The organism is Aeromonas sp. FDAARGOS 1415 (genome assembly GCF_019048365.1).
GTDB lineage: Bacteria > Pseudomonadota > Gammaproteobacteria > Enterobacterales > Aeromonadaceae > Aeromonas > Aeromonas taiwanensis.
Window position 1 is genome coordinate 2367241 of the sequence record NZ_CP077363.1, and the last position, 24467, is coordinate 2391707.

Sequence of the window (24467 nt, forward strand, 5' to 3'; positions counted from 1 at the left end):
CAAGGCTCATGTGCTGCTCGGAATCCTCATGTGTCATTACACACTCCGGTTCCTGTACTGCTCTTCACCTTGCTGACGGCCCCTCGTCACAGACCGTGAACAGGTTATGAAGGAAGGACCCGGCGGGGCGCCTCAGGTGCCCCGCCATTAACAGAAGCCTGTGCCAAGACACAGGCCACGTAGAAGGACAAGCATGTTTACATTCCTGCTGAAACGGTTCTATCAGGCCGTGATAGTGATGTTCGTCATCAGCCTGGTCGCCTTCTCCATCCAGGACAATCTGGGGGATCCGCTGCGCGAGCTGGTGGGACAATCCGTCTCCGAGTCCGTGCGCCAGGAGCTGCGCGACAAGATGGGCCTTAACGACCCCTTTTTGGTGAAATACAGCCGCTTCCTGCAAAACGCAGTGCAAGGGGATCTGGGCACCTCCTATTTCTTCAAGCGACCGGCCCTCGAGGTGATCCTCGACAAGCTGGTGGCTACTCTTGAGCTGGTGTTTGCTGCTGCGCTCATCATCGTCGTGGTCTCCATTCCGCTGGGGGTTTATTCGGCGATCAGGCCTCGCAGCATCCTCACCAAGGTCATCATGGCGGTGAGCAGCATCGGCATCTCGATCCCGGTCTTCCTGACCGCCATCATGCTGATGTACCTCTTCTCCATCCAGCTGGGCTGGCTGCCGGCCTATGGCCGCGGCGAGACCGCCAACGTGCTGGGCTGGGAGTCCGGCTTCTTCACCTGGGACGGCATACTGCACCTGATCCTGCCGGCAGTGTCGCTCTCCTCCATCATGCTGCCGCTGTTCATCCGGCTGGTGCGCTCCGAGATGCTGGAGCAGCTCTCCTCCGAGTACGTCAAGTTTGCCCGTGCCAAGGGGCTGGACAACAACAAGGTCTACTACCAGCACGCCCTTAAGAACACCATGCTGCCGGTCATCACCGTCGGCGGCGTGCAGATCGGCACCATGGTGGCCTACACCATACTGACCGAGAGCGTGTTCCAGTGGCCGGGGACCGGTTTCCTGTTCCTCGAGGCGATCCACCGGGTCGATACCCCCCTCATCACCGCCTACGTCATCTTCGTGGGCCTGATCTTCGTGGTGACCAATACCCTGGTCGACCTGCTCTACGGGTTGATCAACCCGACCGTCAACTTGACCGCCAAGGGGTAAGCACATGAGTAATGCAGTAACTGCGAGCCCGAGCCGCTGGGCACGCTTCAAGAACTCCGACATCGTCTACTACTTCCTGCGGGACAAGGTAGCCATGTTCAGCTTTGCGGTCTTCGTGGTCTTCGTGCTGGCGGCGATGCTGGCACCCTGGCTCGCGCCGCACAACGTCTATGACCAGACCAGCTTCGATCTGATGGATGCGGAGCTGCCCCCCTCCTGGCTGGAAGGGGGCGAGGAGCGCTTCTGGCTCGGCACCGACAACCAGGGCCGCGACATCTGGAGCACCATCCTCTATGGCGCCCGCATCTCCCTCACCATCGGCCTGTTTGCGGTGGGGTTGCAGCTGGTGCTCGGCATCGTCATCGGCCTGATGGCCGGCTACTTCGGCGGCCGCATCGACAACCTGCTGATGCGTTTCGCCGATGTGCAGCTGTCGTTCTCCACCATGATGGTGGCCATCATCATCTCCGCCATCTTCCAGGCGACCTTTGGCTCCGAGTTCTACTCGAAATTTGCCATCGTGATGCTGGTGGTGATCATCGGCATCGCCGAGTGGCCGCAGTATGCCCGGACCGTGCGCGCCTCCGTGCTGGCCGAGAAGAAGAAGGAGTATGTAGAAGCGGCCAAGGTGATGGGCTTTCGTGCCCCGCGCATCATGTTCCGCCACATTCTGCCGAACTGCCTGTCGCCCATCCTGGTCATCTCCACGGTGCAGGTGGCGAACGCCATCATGAGCGAGGCGGCGCTCTCATTCCTCGGTCTGGGGATGCCGGTAGACCAGCCGTCCCTGGGGTCGCTGATCAGTGTCGGCTTCAACTACATCTTCTCCGGCTCCTGGTGGATCACCGCCTTCCCGGGCATCTGCCTGGTGGTGCTGGTGCTGGTCATCAACCTCCTGGGTGACTGGCTGCGGGATGTGTTCAACCCGAAGATCTACAAGGGCTGATGGTCTCCTGTTCACCGGGCCGCAGCGGCCATGGGGGAACAGGCATCAGAGGATGAATGACAAGAAGGGCGCCACTATGGCGCCCTTCTTTATTGCTCGCAATTCTCGGTCTGGCGTGTTGCCGGCCGTGCGTCAGGCTTTTAGCCAGCCTTCGATGCTGGCCAGGATGCCTGCGCCGTCCAGCCCCAGCTGGGCGTAGATCTCTTCCTGGGTACCCTGCTCGATGAAGCGGTCGGGCAGGCCCAGGTTCAGCACCGGCTTGCACTGCTTGTTGCGCATCAGCAGTTCGTTCACCGCGGAGCCGGCCCCGCCCATGATGGCGTTGTCTTCCAGGGTGACGAAGTGATCGTGGGTGGCGGCCAGGGAGAGCACCAGCTCTTCATCGATCGGCTTGACGAAGCGCATGTCCACCAGGGTGGCATCGAGGGCCTCGGCGGCCGCTCTGGCCTGTTGCAACAGGGTGCCGAACGCCAGGATGGCGGTACCCTTGCCCTGACGCACGATCCGGCCCTTGCCGAGCGCCAGCGCCTGCATCTCGCTCTCGGCCTGGATGCCGGTGCCGCTGCCACGGGGATAGCGCACCGCCGCAGGCCCGTTGCACAGGTAGCCGGTGTAGAGCATCTGGCGGCACTCGTTCTCGTCGGACGGGGTCATCACCACCATGTTCGGCACGGTGCGCAGGAAGCTGATGTCAAATGCACCCTGGTGGGTGGGGCCGTCGGCCCCCACCAGGCCGGCCCGGTCGATGGCGAACAGCACCGGCAGGTTCTGCAGTGCCACGTCGTGGATCAGCTGGTCATAGGCCCGCTGCAGGAAGCTCGAATAGATGGCGACTACCGGCTTCTTGTCGGCGATGGCGAGGCCGGCGGCGAAGGTGACCGCATGCTGCTCGGCGATGGCCACGTCGAAGTAGCGATCCGGATACTGCTGGCTGAACTTCACCAGACCTGAGCCCTCACGCATGGCGGGAGTGATGCCGACCACGCGCTCGTCCCTGGCTGCCATGTCGCACAGCCACTGGCCGAAGATGGCGGAGAAGGTCGGCTTGCCACCGGCGCTCTTGGGCAGGGCGCAGTCGTCCGGGTTGAATTTGGGCACGGCATGATAGCCAATGGGGTCTTTTTCAGCCGGCTCGTAGCCCTTGCCCTTCTTGGTCTTGACGTGCAGCAGCTGGGGACCCTTGAGATTGCGCATGTTGCGCAGGGTTTCGACCAGGGCATGGATGTCGTGACCGTCGATGGGGCCGATGTAGTTGAAGCCGAACTCCTCGAACAAGGTACCCGGCACCACCATGCCCTTGAGGTGCTCCTCGGCCCGCTTGGCCAGCTCCTTGACCGGCGGCAGACCCGCCAGCACCTTCTTGCCGCCCTCGCGGATGGTGGTGTAGAGCTTGCCGGACATCAGCCTGGCGAGGTGGTTGTTCAGGGCCCCCACGTTCTCGGAGATGGACATCTCGTTGTCGTTGAGGATCACCAGCATGTCCTTGTGGACGTCGCCAGCGTGGTTGAGGGCCTCGAACGCCATGCCGGCGGTGATGGCGCCGTCACCGATGACCGCGACCACCTTGCGGCCAAGGCCTTCGCTCTCGGCGGCCACCGCCATGCCGAGCGCCGCCCCGATGGAGGTGCTGGAGTGGCCCACGCTGAGCACGTCATACTCGCTCTCTTCCCGCCAGGGGAAGGGGTGCAGGCCATCTTTCTGGCGAATGGTGTGAATGCGATCCCGCCGTCCGGTCAGGATCTTGTGGGGATAGGCCTGATGGCCCACGTCCCACACCAGGCGATCGAACGGGGTGTTGTAGACGTAGTGCAGGGCGACCGTCAGCTCGACGGTACCAAGGCCCGAGGCGAAGTGGCCGCTGGAGCGGCTCACGGAGCGCAGCAAGTACTCACGCAGCTCGTTGCACAGCACAGGCAGCCGCTCAAAGGGGAGGGATCGCAACTCGACCGGCGTGTCCGCGAGGGCCAGGTTGGGGAAATCGCTAATATCAACGCTCATTTTGTTACTGTTATCCAGCGTTTAGTGGGTTCGCTCGATGATGTAATCGGCAAACGCTTCCAGAATGTCGGTATTGTAGGGCAAGGATTGCAGGGCTGTTAAGGCCTTGTCATGCAGTTCGCGAGCCAGCTCACGGGCATTGTCGAGTCCGAGCAGGGCCGGATAGGTGCTCTTCTCCTGCGCCAGATCCGAGCCTTGCGGCTTGCCCAGGGTGGCGGTATCGCCGGTGATGTCGAGGATGTCATCCTGCACCTGGAAGGCCAGCCCGATGGCGGCGGCATAGGTCTGCAGGGCGGCCAGGGTGGCGTGTTCCACGTCAGCCTTGCACAGGGCGCCCAGGGTGACGGCGCACTCGATGAGCGCTCCTGTCTTGTGGCGGTGCACCTGCTCCAGCTCGGCGAGGCTGATCTGGCGGCCCTCGGCCTCCAGATCCAGCGCCTGTCCGCCGCACATGCCCAGATACCCGGAGGCGCGGGCCAGGGCGCTCAGCATCTTGACCCTGTTGGCCATCAATTCGTCGGGCAGCGGGTGATCGGCCAGGATGGAGAACGCCAGAGTCTGCAGGGCATCGCCGGCCAGGATGGCGGTGCCTTCGTCAAAGGCCTTGTGCACTGTAGGTTGACCGCGACGCAGGTCGTCGTTGTCCATGGCGGGCAGGTCGTCGTGCAGCAGGGAGTAGGCGTGGATACACTCCACCGCGGCGGCCGGACCGTCCAGCAGCTCGCTCTTGACGCCCAGCATCTCGCCCACGGCGTAGACCAGGAAGGGGCGAACCCGTTTGCCGCCGAGCAGCAGACCATATTTCATCGCGTCCCGCAGGCGCGGCGCCATGGCGGGCAGGGCTTCAAGCTGTGCCGAGAGGCAGGCGTCGATACGCTGTCGATGCTGGCGGGAGAAATCGTCCAGGGTCACTCACTCCTCTCCTTGCTCTGACTGAAAGGGGACCGCCTGCTCGCTGCCGTCGGCCTGGGTCAGCAGGATCTGGATCTTCTGTTCGGCCTGCTCCAGCTTCTGCTGGCCGGCACGCACCAGATGGATGCCCTGTTCGAATTGTTTGAGTGCCTCCTCGAGGGGGAGCGAACCCTGTTCCAGTTGATGCACTATGCTTTCCAGCTCTTCTAGGGTGGCATCAAAACTCAGACGGTCGATTTTTTTACTGGCCATGTCCATCCTCGGGGATTGAAAAAAACGGCTCATCTTAACATCGACCGGCCACAGGGGGGAGGCAGAAAAACGCGGCCTCCTCAAACTATCCTGACCCTGGCCGATAAGAACCGGCATGCAACCATGTATTGCCGATCGGCGATTGAGGCGTACCGGGCTTGCTGCCGGGGACGCAATAGCAGAAAATTCAACGCAATATAATTAGACGGCACGTTCGGCGACAGGAGTAGGGGTGTGGATTTAGGGAGTCTGATAGGCATAGTGCTGGGGTTCGGGGTCGTGGTGTACGGCATGCTACTGGGCGGCCCCATGAGCATGTACGTGGACATGCCGTCGGTCTATATCACCATTCTGGGGTCTGTGTTCATCTGCATGATGAAATTCAACCTCGGCCAGTTTCTGATGGCCTTCAAGGTGGCGGGCAAGGCCTTCATGTACAAGGGGGACAAGCTCGATGACCTGATTGCGAAGGCGGTGGAGCTGGCGGATGCGGCCCGCAAGGGGGGCTTCCTGGCCCTGGAGGCGGCGGAGATCCCCAACACTTTCATGAAGAAGGGGATCGACATGCTGGTGGACGGCCACGATGCTGACGTGGTGCGCGCCGTGATGGAGAAAGACATCGAGCTGACCGCAGAGCGCCATGCCATCGCCATCAAGGTGTTCCGTTCCCTCGGTGACCTCGGTCCTGCCATGGGCATGATAGGTACCCTTGTGGGCCTGGTGGCCATGCTGGCCAACATGAGTGACCCCAAATCCATCGGTCCGGCCATGGCGGTTGCCTTGCTGACGACCTTGTATGGTGCCATCGAGGCAAACATGATCGCCATCCCCATCGCGGACAAGCTGGAACTGCGCAGCGGCGAGGAACAACTGAGTCGCACCTTGATCCTCGACGCCATCATGGGGATCCAGGATGGACAGAACCCGAGAGTGATCCAGGCCATGTTGCAAAACTACCTGAATCAGTCCAAACGCAACAACGGGACCGAATAGGAGCGCACAGATGGCAAAGTGCAAGTGCCCGCCTCCCGGATTGCCCGGTTACATGGGAACCTTCGCGGATCTCATGTCCCTGTTGATGTGCTTCTTCGTACTCTTGCTCTCCTTTGCCGAGATGGATGTGCAGAAGTTCAAGCAGATCGCCGGCTCCATGGAGAAGGCGTTCGGGGTGCAGAACATCCTGGAGGTCAAGGATATTCCAAAGGGAACCTCGGTCATCGCCCAGGAGTTCCGGCCTGGTCGCCCTGAGCCGACTCCTATCGACACCATCATGCAGCAGACCATCGACATGACCCAGACCGAGCTGGATTTTCAGCCCGGGGATGCGGACAAGGCGGGGGGGCATGACAAGACCGATGGCCAGCAGAGTGGCGGCGACAGCACCCAACAGGCCCAGGCGCAGAAGGTGCAGGAGCAGTCCAACACCCTGGCGAAAGCGCTGGCGGAGCAGATGCAGGCCCAGATCCAGGATGGGGCCATCGAGATAGAGGCGCTGGGCCAGCAGATCATCATCCGTATTCGTGAGAAGGCGGCCTTCCCGGCGGGATCTGCCTTCCTCCAGCCCCAGTTCTGGCCGGTGATCCGCAAGGTGGCGACCCTGCTCAAGGACGTGCCCGGGGAGATCACCGTCTCCGGCCACACCGACAATGTCGCGACCGAAGACGAGCTGTTCCAGTCCAACTGGGAGCTCTCGTCCCAGCGCGCGGTGGCGGTGGCCCATCAGATGATCAAGGTGCCCGGTTTTGACGGCAATCGACTGGTGGTGCAGGGCATGGCGGATAGCCAGCCGCTGGTGCCCAACAACAGCCCGGAAAACCGGCGCATGAACCGGCGAGTCGAGATCGCCATCATGCAGGGCAAACCGACGGTGTCGGCCCCCATCGGGGTATCCGAACCCAAGTAGTCTTTGCCGGGAAGCGGGATCCCCCTCGCAGGGGCTGACATGGATTTTGTGGCGGCTTCATATTAAGATGCCCCATCCGAACCGACAGCTGCGGCTATCTTTTGATTGCCGCAGCTTCTCTTTATAAAGCAACCCAGGTTTCGACTATGAATCATACTCCGATGACTGTTCGTGGCGCCGAAAAGCTGCGTCAGGAGCTCGACTATCTCAAGACCGAGCTGCGTCCCCAGATTATCGAAGCGATTGCTGATGCCCGTGAACATGGTGATCTGAAAGAAAATGCCGAATACCATGCCGCCCGTGAGCAGCAAGGTTTTTGTGAAGGCCGCATTCAGGAAATCGAAGGCAAGCTCTCCAACGCCCAGGTGATCGATGTCACCAAGATTGCCAATAATGGTCGCGTGATCTTCGGAGCGACCGTGACCCTGCTCAAAAGCGAAACGGAAGAAGAAGTGGTGTATCGCATCGTGGGTGACGACGAGGCGGACATCAAACAGAACATGATCTCCGTGAACTCCCCCATTGCCCGTGCGCTGATCGGCAAGGAAGTGGATGACGTCGCCATCGTCAAGACCCCTGGCGGCGACGTGGAGTACGAGATCCTGGAAGTCGCCTACCTCTGATCGCAGGGGCGGGGAAGAGACAGGGGAGCCGGGCTCCCCTGTTGCTTTTACTCTCCCTGATAAGCCTGGATGAAGGCGTCCTGATGGCGCTGGAAGAGCCAGTCCCGCAGTAGCTCCTGATCCTCCTTGTTCAGCCGGATTTGGACGGCCCAGTCGTGAAGGCTCTGGTTGGCCTCCACATGCCGGATCAGGGTTCCCGCCATCGTCAGGTGGGGGAGTCCCTCGATGCAGAGGGTGCCGTTCAGGGTATCGCCCTTGATCATGGACACGGGCAAGCCGGCCACGATGAGGCCGCCAAGGGAGAGGCTGTATACCTCGTACTCTGCGTCTTCGGTACAGAGCACGGCCTTCTCGTCGAGTCGCCAGGCGCGTAGATGGGGCGAACCCAGTTCAGTAATGGTCGGCGCGGCGATGCGCAGTTCGGTGAGGCCCTCCGCAGCCAGGGTACAGTGCAGCGGGAAACGCAGCTGGTGGCCGGCGATGCGGGCCTCGAGCGTCAACGGGATGGCGCGTTGCAGCAGGCTTTGCAGAGGAAGGGACAGATTGCCGTGCAGAAACTGGCTGGCAGTCATGTCCTCGGCGTTGCCCAAGTCCCGCAGCATGGCCAGTTCTTCATCGGTGAGGAGCTGATGCTTGTCCATAGTGGGTGTCCGCGACTATTCATCGCAGGTTAAGGGCCTGACCGCTATGTTGGCAAGCGACTTGGGAAGAGGGGAAATGAAGGAAAGAGCGAATGCTCTTTCCTGTTACTTGCGCGGCAACTGGATTTTGGGTTCTTTGGCCTGACGATAGATGGTCAGGACATGGCCCATGCTCTGTACCTTGATGGCGCCGGTCTCACGGACAATGGCATCCATAACCAGCTGTTTCATCTCACGATCTTCAGACGCAACCTTAACCTTGATCAGTTCGTGGTGGTTCAGCGCCAGATCGATCTCGGCCAGCACCCCTTCGGTCAGACCGTGTTGTCCCAGGAGGACGACCGGCTTCAGACTGTGGGCAAGGCCCTTGAGGTACTGTTTCTGTTTATTGTTGAGAATCATGGCAATTTCTTCATAAGTCAGGGTTGAAAGGGGCGTATTCTACCCCCACTTAGCCCTTAATACTAATAACCCTTGTGGTTTTTTAAAGTCGACAATCATGACCCAGAAAAAACGTTCCCCCAGTTCAACCCGCTGGTTAAAAGAACATTTCGACGACCAATACGTCAAGAAAGCCCAGAAGCTGGGGCTGCGCTCCCGTGCCGTGTTCAAGATTGACGAGATCCAGGGCAAGGACAGACTGCTCAAGCCCGGCATGACGGTGGTTGATCTGGGGGCGGCCCCTGGCGGCTGGTCCCAATTTGCCATCGATCAGGTTGGCGAAAAGGGGCGAGTGATCGCTTGCGACATTTTGCCGATGGATTCCATCGCCGGTGTCGATTTCCTGCAAGGGGACTTTCGGGAGGAAACTGTGCTCGGCGCCTTGCTGGAGCGAGTCGGTCCGGGCAAGGTGGACGTGGTCATGTCTGATATGGCGCCCAACATGAGTGGCACCCAGCAGGTGGATCAGGCCCGCGCCATGTATCTGGTCGAGCTGGCACTGGATATGTGCAATCAGGTCCTGAGCAGCAATGGCAGTTTCGTGGTCAAGGTATTCCAAGGGGAGGGGTTTGATGCCTATCTCAATGAAATACGTAGACTTTTCTCTGTCGTCAAGATTCGAAAACCAGACTCGTCCCGTGCCCGTTCACGAGAAGTCTACATTGTGGCTACCGGTTTTAAACTGTAGTACCCTAACCCTCATCGTTAACTGTCAGTCTGCGAGGTCATTGATTTGAGTGACATGGCGAAAAACCTAATCCTGTGGCTGGTCATCGCCGTCGTGTTGATGTCGGTGTTCAATAGCTTCAGCCCCAGCGATACCACCAGTCGCCAGCTGGACTATTCCAGCTTCGTGAAAGAAGTGACCCAGGAGCAGATCCGTGAAGTGCGGATGGACGGCAAGGTCATCAATGGCGTCAAGCGCACCGGTGAACGTTTCACCACCATCATCCCTGCGCCGGATCCCCAGCTGCTCAACGACATGCTCAACCACAACGTCAAGGTGATGGGTGAGAAGCCGGAAGAGCCGTCTCTGATCACCTCCATCTTCATCTCCTGGTTCCCGATGCTGTTGCTGATCGGCGTCTGGGTGTTCTTCATGCGTCAGATGCAGGGCGGCGGTGGCAAGGGTGCCATGTCGTTCGGCAAGAGCAAGGCTCGCCTGATGAGCGAAGATCAGATCAAGACCACTTTCGCCGACGTTGCCGGTTGTGACGAGGCGAAGGAAGAGGTCAAGGAGCTGGTTGACTATCTGCGCGACCCGACCAAATTCCAGAAACTGGGCGGCAAGATCCCGACCGGCGTACTGCTGGTAGGTCCTCCCGGTACCGGTAAGACCCTGCTGGCCAAGGCCATCGCTGGCGAAGCCAAGGTGCCCTTCTTCACCATCTCGGGTTCCGATTTCGTCGAGATGTTCGTGGGTGTCGGTGCTTCCCGGGTGCGCGACATGTTCGAGCAGGCCAAGAAGTCCTCCCCCTGCATCATCTTCATCGACGAGATCGATGCGGTCGGTCGCCAGCGTGGCGCCGGTCTGGGTGGTGGTCACGATGAGCGCGAGCAGACTCTGAACCAGATGCTGGTCGAGATGGATGGCTTTGAAGGCAACGAGGGCATCATCGTCATCGCTGCCACCAACCGCCCAGACGTGCTGGACCCCGCGCTGCTGCGTCCGGGTCGCTTCGACCGTCAGGTCGTGGTCGGTCTGCCGGATGTCCGTGGTCGCGAGCAGATCCTGAAGGTACACATGCGCAAGGTGCCGCTGGCGGATGACGTCAACCCGGCCCTGATTGCTCGTGGTACCCCTGGTTTCTCCGGCGCCGACCTGGCTAACCTGGTCAACGAAGCCGCCCTCTTCTCCGCCCGTGAAAGCCGCCGCGTGGTCTCCATGCTGGAGTTCGAGAAGGCCAAGGACAAGATCATGATGGGCGCAGAACGCCGCTCCATGGTGATGAAAGAGTCCGAGAAAGAGATGACGGCTTATCATGAAGCGGGTCACGCCATCATCGGTCGCGTGGTGCCGGATCATGACCCTGTCTACAAGGTCTCCATCATTCCGCGCGGTCGTGCGCTGGGTGTAACCATGTATCTGCCGGAGCAGGATCGCTGGAGCCACTCCAAGCAGCACCTGGAGTCCATGATCTCCAGCCTGTACGGTGGTCGCCTGGCGGAAGAGCTGATTTACGGTGCCGAGAAGGTATCGACCGGTGCGTCCAACGACATCGAGCGTGCCACCGACATCGCCCGCAAGATGGTAACCCAGTGGGGCATGTCCGAGCGTCTCGGCCCCATGCTCTACGCGGAAGAAGACGGTGAAGTCTTCCTCGGCCGCAGCATGGCCAAGGCCAAACACATGTCCGACGATACTGCCCGCATCATCGATGCCGAGGTCAAGCAGGTCATCGACCGCAACTACGACCGTGCCAAGCAGATCCTGCTGGACAACATGGACGTGCTGCACACCATGAAAGATGCGTTGATGAAGTACGAGACCATCGATGCCAAGCAGATCGACGATCTGATGGCTCGCCGCGAAGTGCGTGCCCCCAGCAACTGGCACGATGAGCACGGTGACACCCCGCAGGGTGGTGCCAGCGCGAGCAGCGGACCCGAAGCCAAGGCTCCGGCCGATGAGAGCAATGCGCCGCTCAACGACATCGACAAGGCGAACGATGTCCCGGCCAAATAAATTGTCATGATTGAAACCCCGGGCTTGCCCGGGGTTTTTCTTTGTACGGACGGTCAGACGTTCTTGTTACAGGTAGATGAAATGATGCAACTAAGCAGCAAGGGGCGCAGCCTTTCACTGGAACGCCCTCATGTCATGGGCATTCTCAACGTGACGCCAGACTCCTTCTCCGATGGCGGCCGATTCAAGCTGATCGATCAGGCATTGGCCCACGCCCACCGTATGGTCCTGGAGGGGGCCACCCTCATCGATATCGGTGGCGAGTCGACCCGCCCCGGAGCGCCCGACGTGAGTGAGCAGGAGGAGCTGGACAGGGTCATCCCCGTTGTCGAGCGCATGGCGCGTGAGCTCGACGTGATGATCTCCCTCGATACCTCCAAGGCCGTGGTGATGAAGGAGGGCTGCGCCGCTGGCGGGCACCTGATCAACGACGTTCGTGCCCTGCTGGAGCCGGGCGCCTTGCACGTCGCCGCAGAGGCAGGGGTACCCGTGTGCCTGATGCACATGCAGGGCCAACCCAGAACCATGCAGGCCGAACCCCATTACGACGACCTGCTGGGGGAGGTGAGGGCTTTTTTTGACGAGCGGATCGCCGCCTGTCTGGCGGCAGGGATCCCGCGCGAGCAGCTGCTGCTGGACCCGGGCTACGGCTTTGGCAAGACACTGGCGCACAACTACCAGCTGCTGGCCGAGCAGCACAAGTTGCTTGATTACGGTTTGCCACTCTTGGTGGGCATGTCGCGAAAGTCTATGATAGGCAACCTGCTCGCTCGCCCGGTGGATGAGCGACTGGCAGGCAGCCTGGCCTGCGCCTTGATCGGGTTGCAGCAAGGGGCCAGGATCATCCGGGTACACGACGTGCGCGCCACCATGGATGCGCTGCGTGTCGGCTGGATGACCATGACGGGACAAGATTTCATATCCAAATAGAAAAACGAGAAACAGACGATGACCAGAAAGTATTTCGGCACCGACGGTGTACGCGGCAAGGTAGGGGAATACCCGATCACCCCGGATTTCGTGATGAAGCTGGGCTGGGCCGCAGGCAAGGTGCTCTCCCAGAAGGGGACCCGAAAGGTACTGATCGGCAAGGACACTCGGATCTCCGGTTACATGCTGGAGTCTGCACTGGAAGCGGGTCTCTCCGCCGCCGGTCTCAAGGCCATACTGATGGGCCCCATGCCCACTCCCGCCGTTGCCTATCTGACCCGTACCTTCCGTGCCGAGGCAGGCATCGTCATCAGCGCCTCCCACAATCCCTATTACGACAACGGCATCAAGTTTTTCTCCGCAGATGGCACCAAGCTGCCCGATGATGTCGAGCTGGCCATCGAAGCCGAGCTGGACAGCGAGCTCAAGTGCGTGGAGTCAGCGGAGCTTGGCAAGGCACAGCGCATCGACGATGCGGCCGGCCGCTACATCGAGTTCTGCAAGAGCACCTTCCCGAGCAACCTGAGCCTGAAAGGTCTGAAGATGGTGGTGGACTGCGGTCATGGCGCCACCTATCACATCGCTCCTTCCGTGTTCCGCGAGCTGGGAGCCGAGGTCATCGCCATCGGTTGCAGCCCGGATGGTCTCAACATCAACGATGGCGTCGGCTCCACCGCCCCGGAGGCGCTGGCGGCCAAGGTGCTGGAGTGCAAGGCCGACCTCGGTGTCGCCTTCGATGGTGACGGCGATCGCCTGGTAATGGTGGACAGCACCGGCTACATCATCGACGGGGACGAGATCCTCTATATCATCGCGCGCGATGCCCTGCGCAACGGCCGCCTCAAGGGGGGGGTTGTCGGCACCCTGATGGCCAACATGGGTCTGGAGCTGGCGCTGCAGACCCTCGGCATTCCGTTCGCCCGCGCCAAGGTCGGTGACCGCTACGTGCTGGAGATGATGAACGAGAAGGGGTGGCGCATCGGTGGCGAGAACTCCGGTCACATCATCTGCCTGGATCAGACCACCACGGGGGATGGCATCGTCGCCGCCCTGCAGGTGCTGACCGCCATCTGCACCGCGGAGATGCCGCTGGCCAAATTGCGCTCCGGCATGAGCAAGTTCCCACAGGTACTGGTGAACGTCCGCTTTGCCGAAGGCAAGGATCCCCTGGCGGCAGAAGCCGTTCAGCAGGAAGTGGCCAAAGTGGAGGAGGAGCTCGCGGGCCGAGGTCGCGTCTTGCTGCGCAAATCCGGCACCGAGCCCCTGATCCGGGTCATGGTGGAAGGTGAACACGAGCAGCAGGTGCGTGACATGGCAGAGCGCATCGCCCAACGGGTCGAATCGGCGTTTTAATGAGCAGCCAAGGCGGCTTTTTAGTCGCCTTGGTTGTATCTTGTTCAAACGATTCGAAAATTTGAAAATAGCACTTGTCAGCTGAACATCCTCTGGATATTATCAGCCCCGCTTTCGCAAGGGAGTTGCCGATGGGACATCGCAAGCCGTTTGTAGCAGCCAACTGGAAGTTACACGGTAGTAGGTCACGGTTGGAGCAGTTTGCCGGTCAGTGCCTAGCGCACACAGATGAACGAGTAGATGTGGTCTTGTGTCCATCCCATGTGCATCTCGACTTCACGGCCGCTTTGCTCGGTGAGCAGGTGGTGATGAAGTTGGGGGCTCAGAATGTGAGCCAGCACAGACAGGGCGCTTATACGGGGGAAGTCTCGTGTGAGATGTTGGTCGAGGCAGGGTGCCAATATGTATTGGTTGGCCACTCCGAGCGCAGGCGTCTCTTTGGTGAGACCAGTTTTATCGTCGCGGAGAAGTTCGCGGCAGTCAGAGCAGCAGGCCTGATACCCATCCTCTGTTTGGGGGAGTCAGGAGCGGCGAGACAGGCAAGAAGAACCTTCGAGGTGATTGCCGAAGAACTGGATATCGTCATAGAGAAAAATGGCGCGATGGCTTTCGATAATGCTATCATCGCCTACGAGCCGATTTGGGCTGTAGGTACAGGTAAATGCGCCACACCCGAGCAGGCACAAGAGGTTCATTCCTTTATACGTGGTCGCTTGGCGGAGGATACTCCGGTAATAGGTGAGAAAGTTAGAATCATCTATGGTGGGAGCGTGACGCCGGCCAATGCACGAGATTTGTTTGCCCAGCCCGACATCGATGGCGGTCTGATAGGCGGGGCGAGTCTTGATGACAAAGCGTTTTTAGGAATCGTTGAAGCGGCAAAGGGTGCAAGTTAAATGTACGAGATTCTTTTGGTCGTTTATCTGCTGGTATCGCTGGCTCTGATTGGTCTGGTGATGATTCAGCAAGGTAAAGGGGCTGATATGGGCGCCTCCTTCGGCGCAGGGGCATCGAATACCGTATTCGGCTCCGGTGGTTCAGGCAGCTTCCTGACCCGCACAACAGCGATTTTGGCTACTCTGTTCTTCTTGATTAGTCTGGTTCTGGGTTCCATGTCCAGCAACAAGGTCAAACAGGGTAGTGAATGGGAAAATCTGCAACAGACTCAACAGGTTGAGCAGAGCAAAGCGCCAGTGAAGAAAGATACTGACGTTCCCGAGTAAGAGTTTTGCCGTGGTGGTGGAATTGGTAGACACGCTATCTTGAGGGGGTAGTGCTCTAGGGTGTGCGGGTTCGAGTCCCGCCCACGGCACCAATTAAGCAGTAAGCCCGGGTGACCGGGTGTGTTATAGCCAGTCAGTCTTGTGTGACGAGAATGAAATGGCTATAATCTCGCACGATTTCGGACGCGGGGTGGAGCAGCATGGTAGCTCGTCGGGCTCATAACCCGAAGGTCGTCGGTTCAAATCCGGCCCCCGCAACCAAATTTCACGCATTTCCTACGCTCAGGAAGGCGGTCGCTGCGAGGCGACAATCAGGGTAAAGCGCCAAGCCCCGATTTGACATCGGGGCTTTTTGTTATGTGTAATTTACTCTGTTTCCATCTCTATCTGGGCTTTATGCCCTTTTTTTGTTTTTCGGAGGGTGACTTTGGCTACGTTGGAACAACGTTTGACCGATCTGCTCGAGGCTCCTGTCGTTGCCTTGGGTTTTGAACTGTGGGGTGTCGAGTTTATCCGTGCGGGTAAGCATTCGACCCTGCGCGTTTTCATCGACTCGGAACAAGGCGTGACGGTGGAAGACTGTGCCGAGGTGAGCCGCCAGGTTGGCGCCATCATGGACGTCGAAGACCCCATCACCGAGGAGTACTACCTCGAGGTGTCTTCCCCGGGTCTGGATCGTCCGCTGTTCAAGGTCGCCCAGTTCGAAAAATACGTTGGCCAAGAGGCGGCGGTTTCGCTTCGGATGGCAACAAACAACCGCCGCAAGTTCAAAGGCGTAATCAAAGCCGTGCAGGGCGACATGATCACCCTGACGGTAGATGGTAAGGACGAGGTGTTGGCTTTCACCAATATCCAAAAAGCGAACATAGTGCCGAACTTTGGTTAACGAGGCTATCGGATATGAATAAAGAGATTTTGCTGGTCGTTGACGCTGTGTCCAACGAGAAGGCTGTCCCCCGCGAGAAGATCTTCCAGGCTCTGGAGACTGCGCTGGCGACTGCGACCAAGAAAAAATATGAAGGCGAGATTGAAGTACGTGTCGAAATCGATCGCAAGACCGGCGACTACGACACCTTCCGCCGCTGGGTCGTCATCGCGGATCAGGCCGCCATGGAGAACCCCTACGCCGAAATCACCCTGGAAGCGGCCCAGATCGAGCAGCCGGACATCCAGATCGGTGACTATGTGGAAGATCAGATCGATTCCGTGACCTTCGATCGCATCACCACCCAGACTGCCAAGCAGGTCATCGTGCAGAAAGTGCGCGAGGCCGAGCGTTCCCAGGTCGTTGATCAGTTCAAGGACAAGGAAGGCACCATCATCAGCGGCGTGGTCAAGAAGAGCAACCGCGACAACGTGATCCTGGATCTGGGCAGCAATGCCGAGGCCGTGATCTTCCGCGACGACATGCTGCCGCGCGAAACCTTCCGCCCGGGTGACCGTATTCGCGGTCTGCTGTACGCAGTGCGCCCGGAAGCCCGTGGTTCCCAGCTGTTCGTCAGCCGCTCCAGCCCGGACTTCCTCAAAGAGCTGTTCCGCATCGAAGTGCCGGAGATCGGCGAAGAGATGATCGAAATCATGGGCGCTGCCCGTGATCCGGGTTCCCGCGCCAAGATCGCGGTGAAGACCAACGATCGCCGCATCGACCCGATCGGTGCCTGTATCGGCATGCGCGGTGCCCGCGTTCAGGCGGTTTCCGCCGAGCTGAGCGGCGAGCGCGCCGACATCGTGCTGTACGATGACAACCCGGCCCAGTACGTGATCAACGCCATGGCCCCGGCCGATGTGGCCTCCATCATCGTCGATGAAGACAACCACACCATGGACATCGCCGTGGAGGCCGCCAACCTGGCCCAGGCCATCGGTCGCAATGGTCAGAACGTGCGTCTGGCCTCCCAGCTGACCGGTTGGGAGCTGAACGTGATGACCGTCGAGGACATGCGTGCCAAGCACCAGGCCGAAAACGACCGCATCATGACCCTGTTCACCAGCACCCTGGACATCGACGACGATTTCGCCGGCCTGCTGATGGAAGAAGGCTTCTCCACCCTGGAAGAGATCGCCTTCGTGCCGGTCAACGAACTGCTGGCCATCGACGGTCTGGATGAAGACATGGTCGAAGAGCTGCGCAAGCGTGCCAAGGATGCCCTGACCACCAAGGCCCTGGCCAAAGAAGAATCCTTTGAAGGTGTTGAACCTTCCGAAGACCTGCTCAATCTGAACGGCCTCGGCCGTGACATGGCGTACGCCCTGGCCGCTCGCGGCATCGGCACCCTGGAAGATTTGGCAGAGCAAGGCATTGATGACCTTGCCGACATCGAAGGGCTGACCGCCGAGAAGGCAGGTGAGCTGATTATGGCTGCTCGCAATATCTGTTGGTTCGGAGAAGAGCAGTCTAGTTAAGATCAAACGGAGGAAAATGAATGGCAGAAGTATCAGTCAAACAACTTGCCACTGACATCGACACACCGGTTGATCGTCTTCTCCAGCAGTTTGTCGATGCCGGTATCAGCAAGAGCAAGGCCGACGACATGGTCAGCGAGTCTGAAAAGCAGACTCTGCTGGCCCATCTGAAGAAACAGCATGGAGGTGACGAGGTTGCCGCCCCTGCCCGCATGACCTTGCAGCGCAAGACCAAGAGCACCCTGAGTGTTCAAGGTACTGGCGGCAAGAACAAGGAAGTGCAGGTAGAAGTGCGCAAGTCTCGCACCTATGTAAGACGCTCGGCGCTGGAAGATGAACAGCGTCAGGCGGAAGCCGAGGAAAAAGCGCGTTTGGAAGCAGAAGAAACAGCTCGTCGCGAGGCCGAAGAGAAGGCCCGTCTCGACGCTGAAGAGAAGGCTCGCCGTGAGGCTGAGCAGGCTCGTCGTGAAGCTGAGGAAAAGGCGCGGATCGAGGCACAACAAAAGGCTCGACAGGCTCAACAGCCCGCCAAAGCAGCCAGTAGCACAGCTCAGCAAGAGGCAGAAAAGATGGCCAAGCGCGAAGCAGAAGAACTGAAGCGCCAGCAGGAACAGACAGCTTTGCAAAAAGCTGAAGAACTCGCCGCGAAGAAAGCCGAAGAGGCTCGTCTCATGGCGGAACAGAACGCGGCCCGTTGGGCCGAGGAAGAGGCGGCTCGTGCCAAAGAGAGCAGCGATTACCATCTGACCACCAACAAGCACGCGCAAGCGGCGGAAGATGAGCTGGATCGCAAGGAAGAGAGCAGCCGCCGCACGGCTGCCGCTGCCAAGGCTCCGAAGAAGGTCGGCCGTCGTGAAGATGACCGCAATGATCGCAACTCCCGCGATCCGCGCGCTCGCAAGGGCAAGCGTGGCAAGATGGCCATGCCGAACGCCATGAAGCACGGCTTCAACAAGCCGGCGGCCGTGGTCAACCGTGACGTCGTCATCGGCGAGACCATCACTGTGGCTGAGCTTGCCAACAAGATGGCCGTCAAGGGTGTCGAAGTCATCAAGGTGATGATGAAGATGGGCGCCATGGCCACCATCAACCAGGTGATCGATCAGGAAACTGCTCAGCTGGTCGCCGAGGAGATGGGCCACAAGGTGGTGCTGCGTCGCGAGAACGAGCTGGAAGAGGCGGTGCTGTCCGACCGTGACGAGACCTCCGAAGCCAAGCCGCGCGCGCCGGTCGTGACCATCATGGGTCACGTCGACCACGGCAAGACGTCTCTGCTGGACTACATCCGCAAGGCCAAGGTTGCCGCGGGCGAAGCCGGTGGCATTACCCAGCACATCGGTGCTTACCACGTCGAAACCGACAGTGGCATGATCACCTTCCTGGATACCCCGGGTCACGCGGCGTTTACCTCCATGCGTGCCCGTGGTGCCAAGGCGACCGACATCGTGGTACTGGTCGTGGCTGCCGATGACGGCGTCATGCCGCAGACCATCGAAGCCATCCAGCACGCCAAGGCTGCCGAAGTGCCCCTGGTCGTGGCGGTCAACAAGATCGACAAGCCGGAAGCGGATCCCGATCGCGTCAAGACCGAGCTGGCCCGTTACAACGTCATGTCCGAAGACTGGGGTGGCGATTGCCAGTTCGTGCACGTCTCCGCCAAGTCCGGTGAAGGCATCGACGACCTGCTGGAAGCCATCCTGATCCAGGCTGAAGTGCTGGAGCTGAAGGCCGTGGTTGACGGCATGGCCAGCGGCGTCGTGATCGAGTCCTTCCTGGACAAGGGCCGTGGCCCGGTTGCTACCGTGCTGGTACAAGAAGGTACCCTGCGTCAGGGCGACATCGTTCTGTGCGGTCTGGAGTACGGCCGTGTGCGCGCCATGCGTGACGAACTGGGTCGCGAGATCAAGGAAGCGGGTCCGTCCCTGCCGGTGGAAATCCTCGGCCTGTCCGGTGTTCCCTCTGCCGGTGACGAAGCCACCGTCGTACGTGACGAGAAGAAGGCCCGCGAAGTGGCACTCTATCGTCAGGGCAAGTTCCGCGAAGTCAAGCTGGCTCGCCAGCAGAAGGCCAAGCTGGAGAACATGTTCGCCAACATGACCGAGGGCGAAGTGTCCGAAGTGAACGTGGTGATCAAGGCCGACGTACAGGGTTCCGTGGAAGCGATCTGCGATGCCCTGGTCAAGCTCTCCACCGAAGAGGTGAAGGTGAAGATCGTCGGCTCCGGTGTCGGTGGTATCACCGAGACCGACGCGACCCTGGCTGCCGCTTCCAGCGCCATCCTGGTGGGCTTCAACGTCCGTGCCGACGCCTCTGCCCGCAAGGTCATCGAGGCCGAGAGCCTGGATCTGCGTTACTACTCCGTCATCTATGACCTGCTGGACGAAGTGAAGCAGGCCATGAGCGGCATGCTGGCCCCCGAGTACCGTCAGGAGATCATCGGTCTGGCGGAAGTGCGCAGCGTCTTCAAGTCGCCGAAGTTTGGCGCCGTGGCCGGCTGTATGGTCACCGAAGGTGTGGTCAAGCGTTCCAACCGCATTCGCGTTCTGCGCGACAACGTGGTTATCTATGAAGGCGAGCTGGAATCCCTGCGTCGCTTCAAGGATGACGTCAACGAAGTCAAGAACGGCTACGAGTGTGGTATCGCGGTCAAGAACTACAACGACGTGCGTGAAGGCGACCAGATCGAAGTTTACGAGACCGTTGAAATTCAACGGACTCTGTAAGCCAAGAGTCAGATTAAATAGGGGGCTGCGGCCCCCTTTTATCGCAGGATAGAATATGGCCAGAGAATTTAGCCGGACCCGTCGGGTCGGACAGCAGATCCAGCGCGAAATCGCGCTCATTCTGCAGCGCGAGGTGAAAGACCCGCGTATCGGCATGGTGACCGTTTCCGATGTGGAAGTGTCCCGTGACCTCAATTATGCCAAGGTGTATGTCACCTTCTTGCAGCTGGAAAACGATGCCGAGCGCATCAAGGAAGGGCTCAAGGCGCTGACCGAAGCGGCCGGTTACATCCGCAGCCTGCTGGGCAGTGCCATGCGTCTGCGCGTGGTACCGGAGCTGCGCTTCTTCTACGATCAGACCCTGGTGGAGGGGATGCGTCTCTCCAACCTGGTGACCAATACCATCCGTGAGGACCAGCGCCGCATGACCGAAGCCGGTCGTGACGAGGAGCAAGCCGCGCCGGATGACACTACTGAGGACAAAGCCTGAGATGTCCCGAAGACGTCGTTTCAAGGGCCGTGACGTACACGGCATCCTGCTGCTGGACAAACCCACCGGCCTGACTTCCAACGATGTGTTGCAGAGGGTCAAGCGGATCTACAACGCCGCCAAGGCCGGCCACACCGGTGCCCTGGATCCCCTGGCGACCGGCATGCTGCCGATCTGCCTGGGCGAAGCCACCAAGTTCTCCCAGTACCTGCTGGAGGCGGACAAGCGCTATGAGGTGACCGCCAAGCTCGGCGAGCGTACCAACACCAGCGACTCCGATGGCGAAGTGGTTTCCACCCGCCCGGTGGACGTGGCCGTGGGCACCCTGATCGAGGCGCTGGACCAGTTCCGCGGCCCCATCATGCAGGTGCCGTCCATGTACTCCGCCCTCAAGCACAACGGCCGCCCGCTCTACGAGTACGCCCGTGAAGGCATCGAGATCGAGCGGGAAGCCCGTCCCATCACCATCTTCGAGCTCAAGCTGCTCGGGTTTGAAGGGAACGAGGTGAAGCTGGAAGTGCACTGCAGCAAGGGCACCTATATCCGCTCCCTGGTGGACGACCTCGGTGAAGTGCTGGGCTGTGGCGCCCATGTCACCCAGCTGCGCCGTACCCAGGTGGCCAGCTATCCGTACGATCGGATGCTGACCCTGGAGCAGCTCGAGTGCATCTTCGAGCAGGCCAAGGCCGAGAGCATCCCGCCGCGGGAGCAGCTGGATCCCCTATTGCTGCCGATGGACACCGCCGTGGCGTCCCTGCCCGAGGTGAACATGCAGGTGGCCGTGGCCGCCTATGTGAACCAGGGTCAGGCCGTGCAGGTGGCCGGTAGCCCGCAGAGCGGCCAGGTCCGCATGACGGTCGGCCCGGAGCGCGAGTTCATCGGGGTGGGCGAGATCGATGACGAGGGGCGCGTCGCGCCCAAGCGTCTGGTGCGCTACCACGACGAGGAGTGATCCTCCGGCGGTCATGGACAGCCGCCCTTTTTCTCGTTGCGAAAAGGGGCGGCTGCGATTATGATACCGCCCTCATTTCACGGCTGAATTAGAGATTGGCTGTGAACCTTTAAACACTCTACTGGAGTAACATCATGTCTCTAAATGCTGAGATCAAAGCGCAAATCGTTGCCGACAACGCTCGTGGCGCCAACGACACCGGTTCCCCCGAAGTGCAGGTTGCCCTGCTGACTGCCCAGATCAACCATCTGCAAGGTCACTTCAAGGAGCACGCCAAGGATCACCACGGTCGTCGTGGTCTGCTGCGCATGGTTTCCCAGCGTCGTAAGCTGCTGGACTACCTGAAGCGTAAAGATACCGAGCGTTATGCTGCTCTGATCGCCAAGCTGGGTCTGCGTCGTTAATCGACCATCAGATTTCGCGAAAAAGGGGAACCTCCGGGTTCCCCTTTTTTATTGCTCCTTTCAAACGGGATGCGGGCCGTTGCCTGCCTCACAGAATTAACGTCTCCGCTTACCTTTTGATGCGAATCAAGTATACTTGCACGCGAATTTAAAGCGCCAAATTGTAAAAAGGAAATTCACGTGAATCCTATTGTAAAGTCATTCCAGTACGGTCAACACACCGTCACACTGGAAACCGGTGTGATGGCCCGTCAAGCCACTGCGGCCGTCATGGTCAGCATGGACGATACCTGTGTCTTCGTGACCGTCGTTGGCAAGAAAGAGGCCGATCACGGCCGTGATTTCTTCCCGCTGACCGTCAACTACCAGGAGCGTACCTATGCTGCTGGTCGCATCCCGGGTGGTTTCTTCCGTCGTGAAGGCCGTCCGAGCGAAGGCGAGACCCTGATCTCCCGTCTGATCGACCGTCCCATTCGTCCGCTGTTCCCGGAAGGCTTCCTCAATGAGGTTCAGGTGGTTGCCACCGTCATGTCCGTGAACCCGGCCGTCTCTCCCGACATCGTTGCCATGATCGGTGCCTCCGCGGCGCTGGCCATCTCCGGCATCCCGTTCGGCGGCCCGATCGGTGCAGCCCGCGTGGGTTACATGAACGGCCAGTACGTGCTGAACCCGACCACCACCGAACTGCCCCAGAGCGATCTGGACCTGGTGGTTGCCGGTACCGCCAACGCCGTGCTGATGGTGGAATCCGAAGCGGCCATCCTCTCCGAAGAGGTGATGCTGGGTGCCGTGGTCTACGGTCACGAGCAGATGCAAGCCGTCATCAACGCCATCAACGAATTTGCTGCCGACGTCGGCACCAAGCCGTGGAACTGGACTGCGCCTGCTGTCAACGAAGCGCTGAAAGCCAAGGTTGCCGAGCTGGCTACCGCCGAGCTGGGTGAAGCCTACCGCATCACCGAGAAGGCCGTGCGTTACGAAACCATCGGTGCCATCAAGGCTCGCGTGGTTGAGCAAGTCATCGCTTCCGGCGTTGAAGAAGATGCCAAGAAGATCGGCGAAGAGTTCCACAGCCTGGAAAGCCGCATCGTCCGTGGTCGCGTCGTTCGTGGCGAGCCGCGTATCGATGGTCGCGATCCGGAAATGATCCGCGCCCTGTCCGTCGCCACCGGCGTACTGCCGCGTGCCCACGGCTCTGCCCTGTTCACCCGTGGTGAAACCCAGGCCATGGTCGTTGCGACCCTGGGTACCGAGCGTGACGCCCAGAACATCGACGAACTGACCGGCAACCGCGCCGATCGCTTCATGCTGCACTACAACTTCCCGCCATACTGCGTCGGTGAGACCGGCATGATGGGCAGCCCGAAGCGCCGCGAAATCGGTCACGGCCGTCTGGCCAAGCGCGGCGTTGCCGCCGTGATGCCGAGCGCCGACGAGTTCCCGTACGTGGTGCGCGTGGTCTCTGAAATCACCGAATCCAACGGCTCCTCCTCCATGGCCTCCGTCTGTGGTTCCTCCCTGGCGCTGATGGACGCCGGTGTGCCGATCAAGGCCTCCGTCGCCGGTATCGCCATGGGTCTGGTGAAGGAAGAAGAAGGTTTCGTCGTGCTGTCCGACATCCTGGGTGACGAAGATCACCTGGGCGACATGGACTTCAAGGTAGCCGGTACCACCGAGGGTGTAACTGCCCTGCAGATGGACATCAAGATCGAAGGCATCACCAAAGAGATCATGGAGATTGCCCTGAAGCAAGCTCGTGGTGCTCGCCTGCACATCCTGAAAGTGATGGACGAAGCCATCCAGGCTCCGCGTGCCGAGATCTCCGATTTCGCCCCGCGCATCCACACCATCAAGATCAACCCGGAGAAGATCAAGGATGTCATCGGCAAGGGTGGTTCCGTGATCCGCGCCCTGACCGAAGAGACCGGCACCAACATCGAGCTGGATGATGACGGTACCGTCCGCATCGCCGCCGTTGACGGTGACGCCGCCAAGGAAGCGATCCGCCGCATCGAGGCCATTACCGCCGAGATCGAAGTGAACCGCATCTACGAAGGCAAGGTTGTTCGTCTGGCCGACTTCGGCGCCTTCGTCAACATCCTGCCGGGCAAAGACGGTCTGGTACACATCTCCCAGATCACCGATGCACGCGTGCAGAACGTGGCCGACTACCTGAAGATCGGTGACGTGGTGAAGGTGAAGGTACTGGAAGTGGACCGTCAGGGCCGCGTACGCCTCTCCATCAAGGAAGCGAACGCCCCGACCGAAGCCGCTGCTCCGGCTGCCGATGCCGCTCCGGTTGCTGCCGAAGCGCCTGCTGCTGAATAAGCCGCTGCTCGCTGAAAAAGCCGACCTCAGGGTCGGCTTTTTTTATGTCTGCGCCATGCCCCTGGAATGGGATGGCTTGTTCCTTTTGGCG

The 24467-nt window shown here is 60.0% G+C and carries 23 protein-coding genes and 2 tRNA genes; 20 read left to right on the forward strand and 5 right to left on the reverse strand.

The genetic code is table 11. The features are described from left to right. The first annotated feature begins 193 nt into the window (after positions 1-193). Positions 194-1168, forward strand: coding sequence for an ABC transporter permease (locus tag I6L45_RS11285; protein ID WP_043762253.1), 975 nt, complete (start codon positions 194-196; stop codon positions 1166-1168). Between the two features lie 4 nt (positions 1169-1172). After that, positions 1173-2114, forward strand: coding sequence for an ABC transporter permease (locus tag I6L45_RS11290; protein ID WP_043762252.1), 942 nt, complete (start codon positions 1173-1175; stop codon positions 2112-2114). Positions 2115-2246: 132 nt separating this feature from the next. Here I6L45_RS11290 and dxs read toward each other — a convergent pair whose 3' ends face one another. From dxs to xseB, 3 genes are read right to left on the reverse strand one after another with little or no spacing between them, the layout of a single operon-like run. Then, on the reverse strand, positions 2247-4112 hold the full coding sequence (gene dxs / locus I6L45_RS11295) for a 1-deoxy-D-xylulose-5-phosphate synthase (RefSeq protein WP_216982108.1): 1866 nt from the start codon (positions 4110-4112) through the stop codon (positions 2247-2249). 21 nt (positions 4113-4133) lie between these two features. After that, positions 4134-5024, reverse strand: coding sequence for a (2E,6E)-farnesyl diphosphate synthase (ispA, locus tag I6L45_RS11300; RefSeq protein WP_216982109.1), 891 nt, complete (start codon positions 5022-5024; stop codon positions 4134-4136). Continuing rightward, a complete protein-coding gene (gene xseB / locus I6L45_RS11305; protein ID WP_043762294.1) occupies positions 5025-5276 on the reverse strand; it encodes an exodeoxyribonuclease VII small subunit in 252 nt (83 codons plus the stop codon). It abuts the gene before it with no gap. A 234-nt stretch (positions 5277-5510) separates the two neighbouring features. Here xseB and pomA point away from each other — a divergent pair, with 234 nt between their 5' ends. The 3 genes from pomA to greA all read left to right on the forward strand — a co-directional run bounded on the left by pomA (position 5511) and on the right by greA (position 7802). After that, entirely contained in the window at positions 5511-6269 is a 759-nt protein-coding gene (gene pomA / locus I6L45_RS11310) for a flagellar motor protein PomA (protein WP_043762248.1), read from the forward strand. A gap of 10 nt (positions 6270-6279) precedes the next feature. After that, a complete protein-coding gene (locus I6L45_RS11315) occupies positions 6280-7179 on the forward strand; it encodes a flagellar motor protein MotB (RefSeq protein ID WP_216982110.1) in 900 nt (299 codons plus the stop codon). Positions 7180-7325: 146 nt separating this feature from the next. Next, positions 7326-7802: a transcription elongation factor GreA gene (gene greA / locus I6L45_RS11320; RefSeq protein ID WP_042078863.1), complete on the forward strand. Its 477-nt coding sequence runs from the start codon at positions 7326-7328 to the stop codon at positions 7800-7802. A 47-nt stretch (positions 7803-7849) separates the two neighbouring features. Here greA and I6L45_RS11325 read toward each other — a convergent pair whose 3' ends face one another. Together I6L45_RS11325 and yhbY are read right to left on the reverse strand one after the other, a co-directional pair. Further along, a complete protein-coding gene (locus tag I6L45_RS11325; protein WP_216982111.1) occupies positions 7850-8443 on the reverse strand; it encodes a PilZ domain-containing protein in 594 nt (197 codons plus the stop codon). Positions 8444-8548: 105 nt separating this feature from the next. Further along, positions 8549-8845, reverse strand: coding sequence for a ribosome assembly RNA-binding protein YhbY (gene yhbY / locus I6L45_RS11330; RefSeq protein WP_010675376.1), 297 nt, complete (start codon positions 8843-8845; stop codon positions 8549-8551). 97 nt (positions 8846-8942) lie between these two features. Here yhbY and rlmE point away from each other — a divergent pair, with 97 nt between their 5' ends. The 15 genes from rlmE (at position 8943) to pnp (ending at position 24376) form a co-directional block, all read left to right on the forward strand. After that, positions 8943-9572 (forward strand): 23S rRNA (uridine(2552)-2'-O)-methyltransferase RlmE, encoded by a 630-nt coding sequence (gene rlmE, locus I6L45_RS11335; protein WP_043762243.1) that lies wholly within the window; start codon positions 8943-8945, stop codon positions 9570-9572. A gap of 45 nt (positions 9573-9617) precedes the next feature. Beyond that, on the forward strand, positions 9618-11570 hold the full coding sequence (gene ftsH / locus I6L45_RS11340; RefSeq protein ID WP_043808622.1) for an ATP-dependent zinc metalloprotease FtsH: 1953 nt from the start codon (positions 9618-9620) through the stop codon (positions 11568-11570). An 84-nt stretch (positions 11571-11654) separates the two neighbouring features. Beyond that, positions 11655-12500 carry a dihydropteroate synthase gene (folP, locus tag I6L45_RS11345; RefSeq protein WP_216984206.1) on the forward strand — a complete coding sequence of 282 codons (846 nt, stop codon included), beginning with the start codon at positions 11655-11657 and terminating at the stop codon, positions 12498-12500. 18 nt (positions 12501-12518) lie between these two features. Then, positions 12519-13853: a phosphoglucosamine mutase gene (gene glmM / locus I6L45_RS11350; RefSeq protein WP_216982112.1), complete on the forward strand. Its 1335-nt coding sequence runs from the start codon at positions 12519-12521 to the stop codon at positions 13851-13853. A gap of 131 nt (positions 13854-13984) precedes the next feature. Further along, positions 13985-14749 carry a triose-phosphate isomerase gene (tpiA, locus tag I6L45_RS11355; protein WP_216982113.1) on the forward strand — a complete coding sequence of 255 codons (765 nt, stop codon included), beginning with the start codon at positions 13985-13987 and terminating at the stop codon, positions 14747-14749. Then, positions 14750-15076, forward strand: coding sequence for a preprotein translocase subunit SecG (gene secG / locus I6L45_RS11360; protein WP_010633113.1), 327 nt, complete (start codon positions 14750-14752; stop codon positions 15074-15076). 7 nt (positions 15077-15083) lie between these two features. Continuing rightward, a tRNA-Leu gene (locus I6L45_RS11365) sits at positions 15084-15168 on the forward strand. Between the two features lie 92 nt (positions 15169-15260). Continuing rightward, positions 15261-15337: transfer RNA gene (locus I6L45_RS11370), tRNA-Met, on the forward strand. Positions 15338-15503: 166 nt separating this feature from the next. Beyond that, a complete protein-coding gene (rimP, locus tag I6L45_RS11375) occupies positions 15504-15962 on the forward strand; it encodes a ribosome maturation factor RimP (protein WP_025326064.1) in 459 nt (152 codons plus the stop codon). Between the two features lie 14 nt (positions 15963-15976). Beyond that, positions 15977-17479: a transcription termination factor NusA gene (nusA, locus tag I6L45_RS11380; protein WP_043762228.1), complete on the forward strand. Its 1503-nt coding sequence runs from the start codon at positions 15977-15979 to the stop codon at positions 17477-17479. Between the two features lie 20 nt (positions 17480-17499). Continuing rightward, a complete protein-coding gene (gene infB / locus I6L45_RS11385) occupies positions 17500-20202 on the forward strand; it encodes a translation initiation factor IF-2 (protein WP_043762227.1) in 2703 nt (900 codons plus the stop codon). A gap of 55 nt (positions 20203-20257) precedes the next feature. Next, on the forward strand, positions 20258-20692 hold the full coding sequence (gene rbfA / locus I6L45_RS11390) for a 30S ribosome-binding factor RbfA (protein ID WP_043762225.1): 435 nt from the start codon (positions 20258-20260) through the stop codon (positions 20690-20692). Position 20693: 1 nt separating this feature from the next. Next, a complete protein-coding gene (truB, locus tag I6L45_RS11395) occupies positions 20694-21644 on the forward strand; it encodes a tRNA pseudouridine(55) synthase TruB (RefSeq protein ID WP_216982114.1) in 951 nt (316 codons plus the stop codon). A gap of 134 nt (positions 21645-21778) precedes the next feature. Continuing rightward, a complete protein-coding gene (gene rpsO, locus I6L45_RS11400) occupies positions 21779-22048 on the forward strand; it encodes a 30S ribosomal protein S15 (protein WP_043762221.1) in 270 nt (89 codons plus the stop codon). A gap of 180 nt (positions 22049-22228) precedes the next feature. Then, positions 22229-24376 (forward strand): polyribonucleotide nucleotidyltransferase, encoded by a 2148-nt coding sequence (gene pnp, locus I6L45_RS11405; protein WP_134695355.1) that lies wholly within the window; start codon positions 22229-22231, stop codon positions 24374-24376. The last annotated feature ends 91 nt before the right edge of the window (positions 24377-24467 follow it).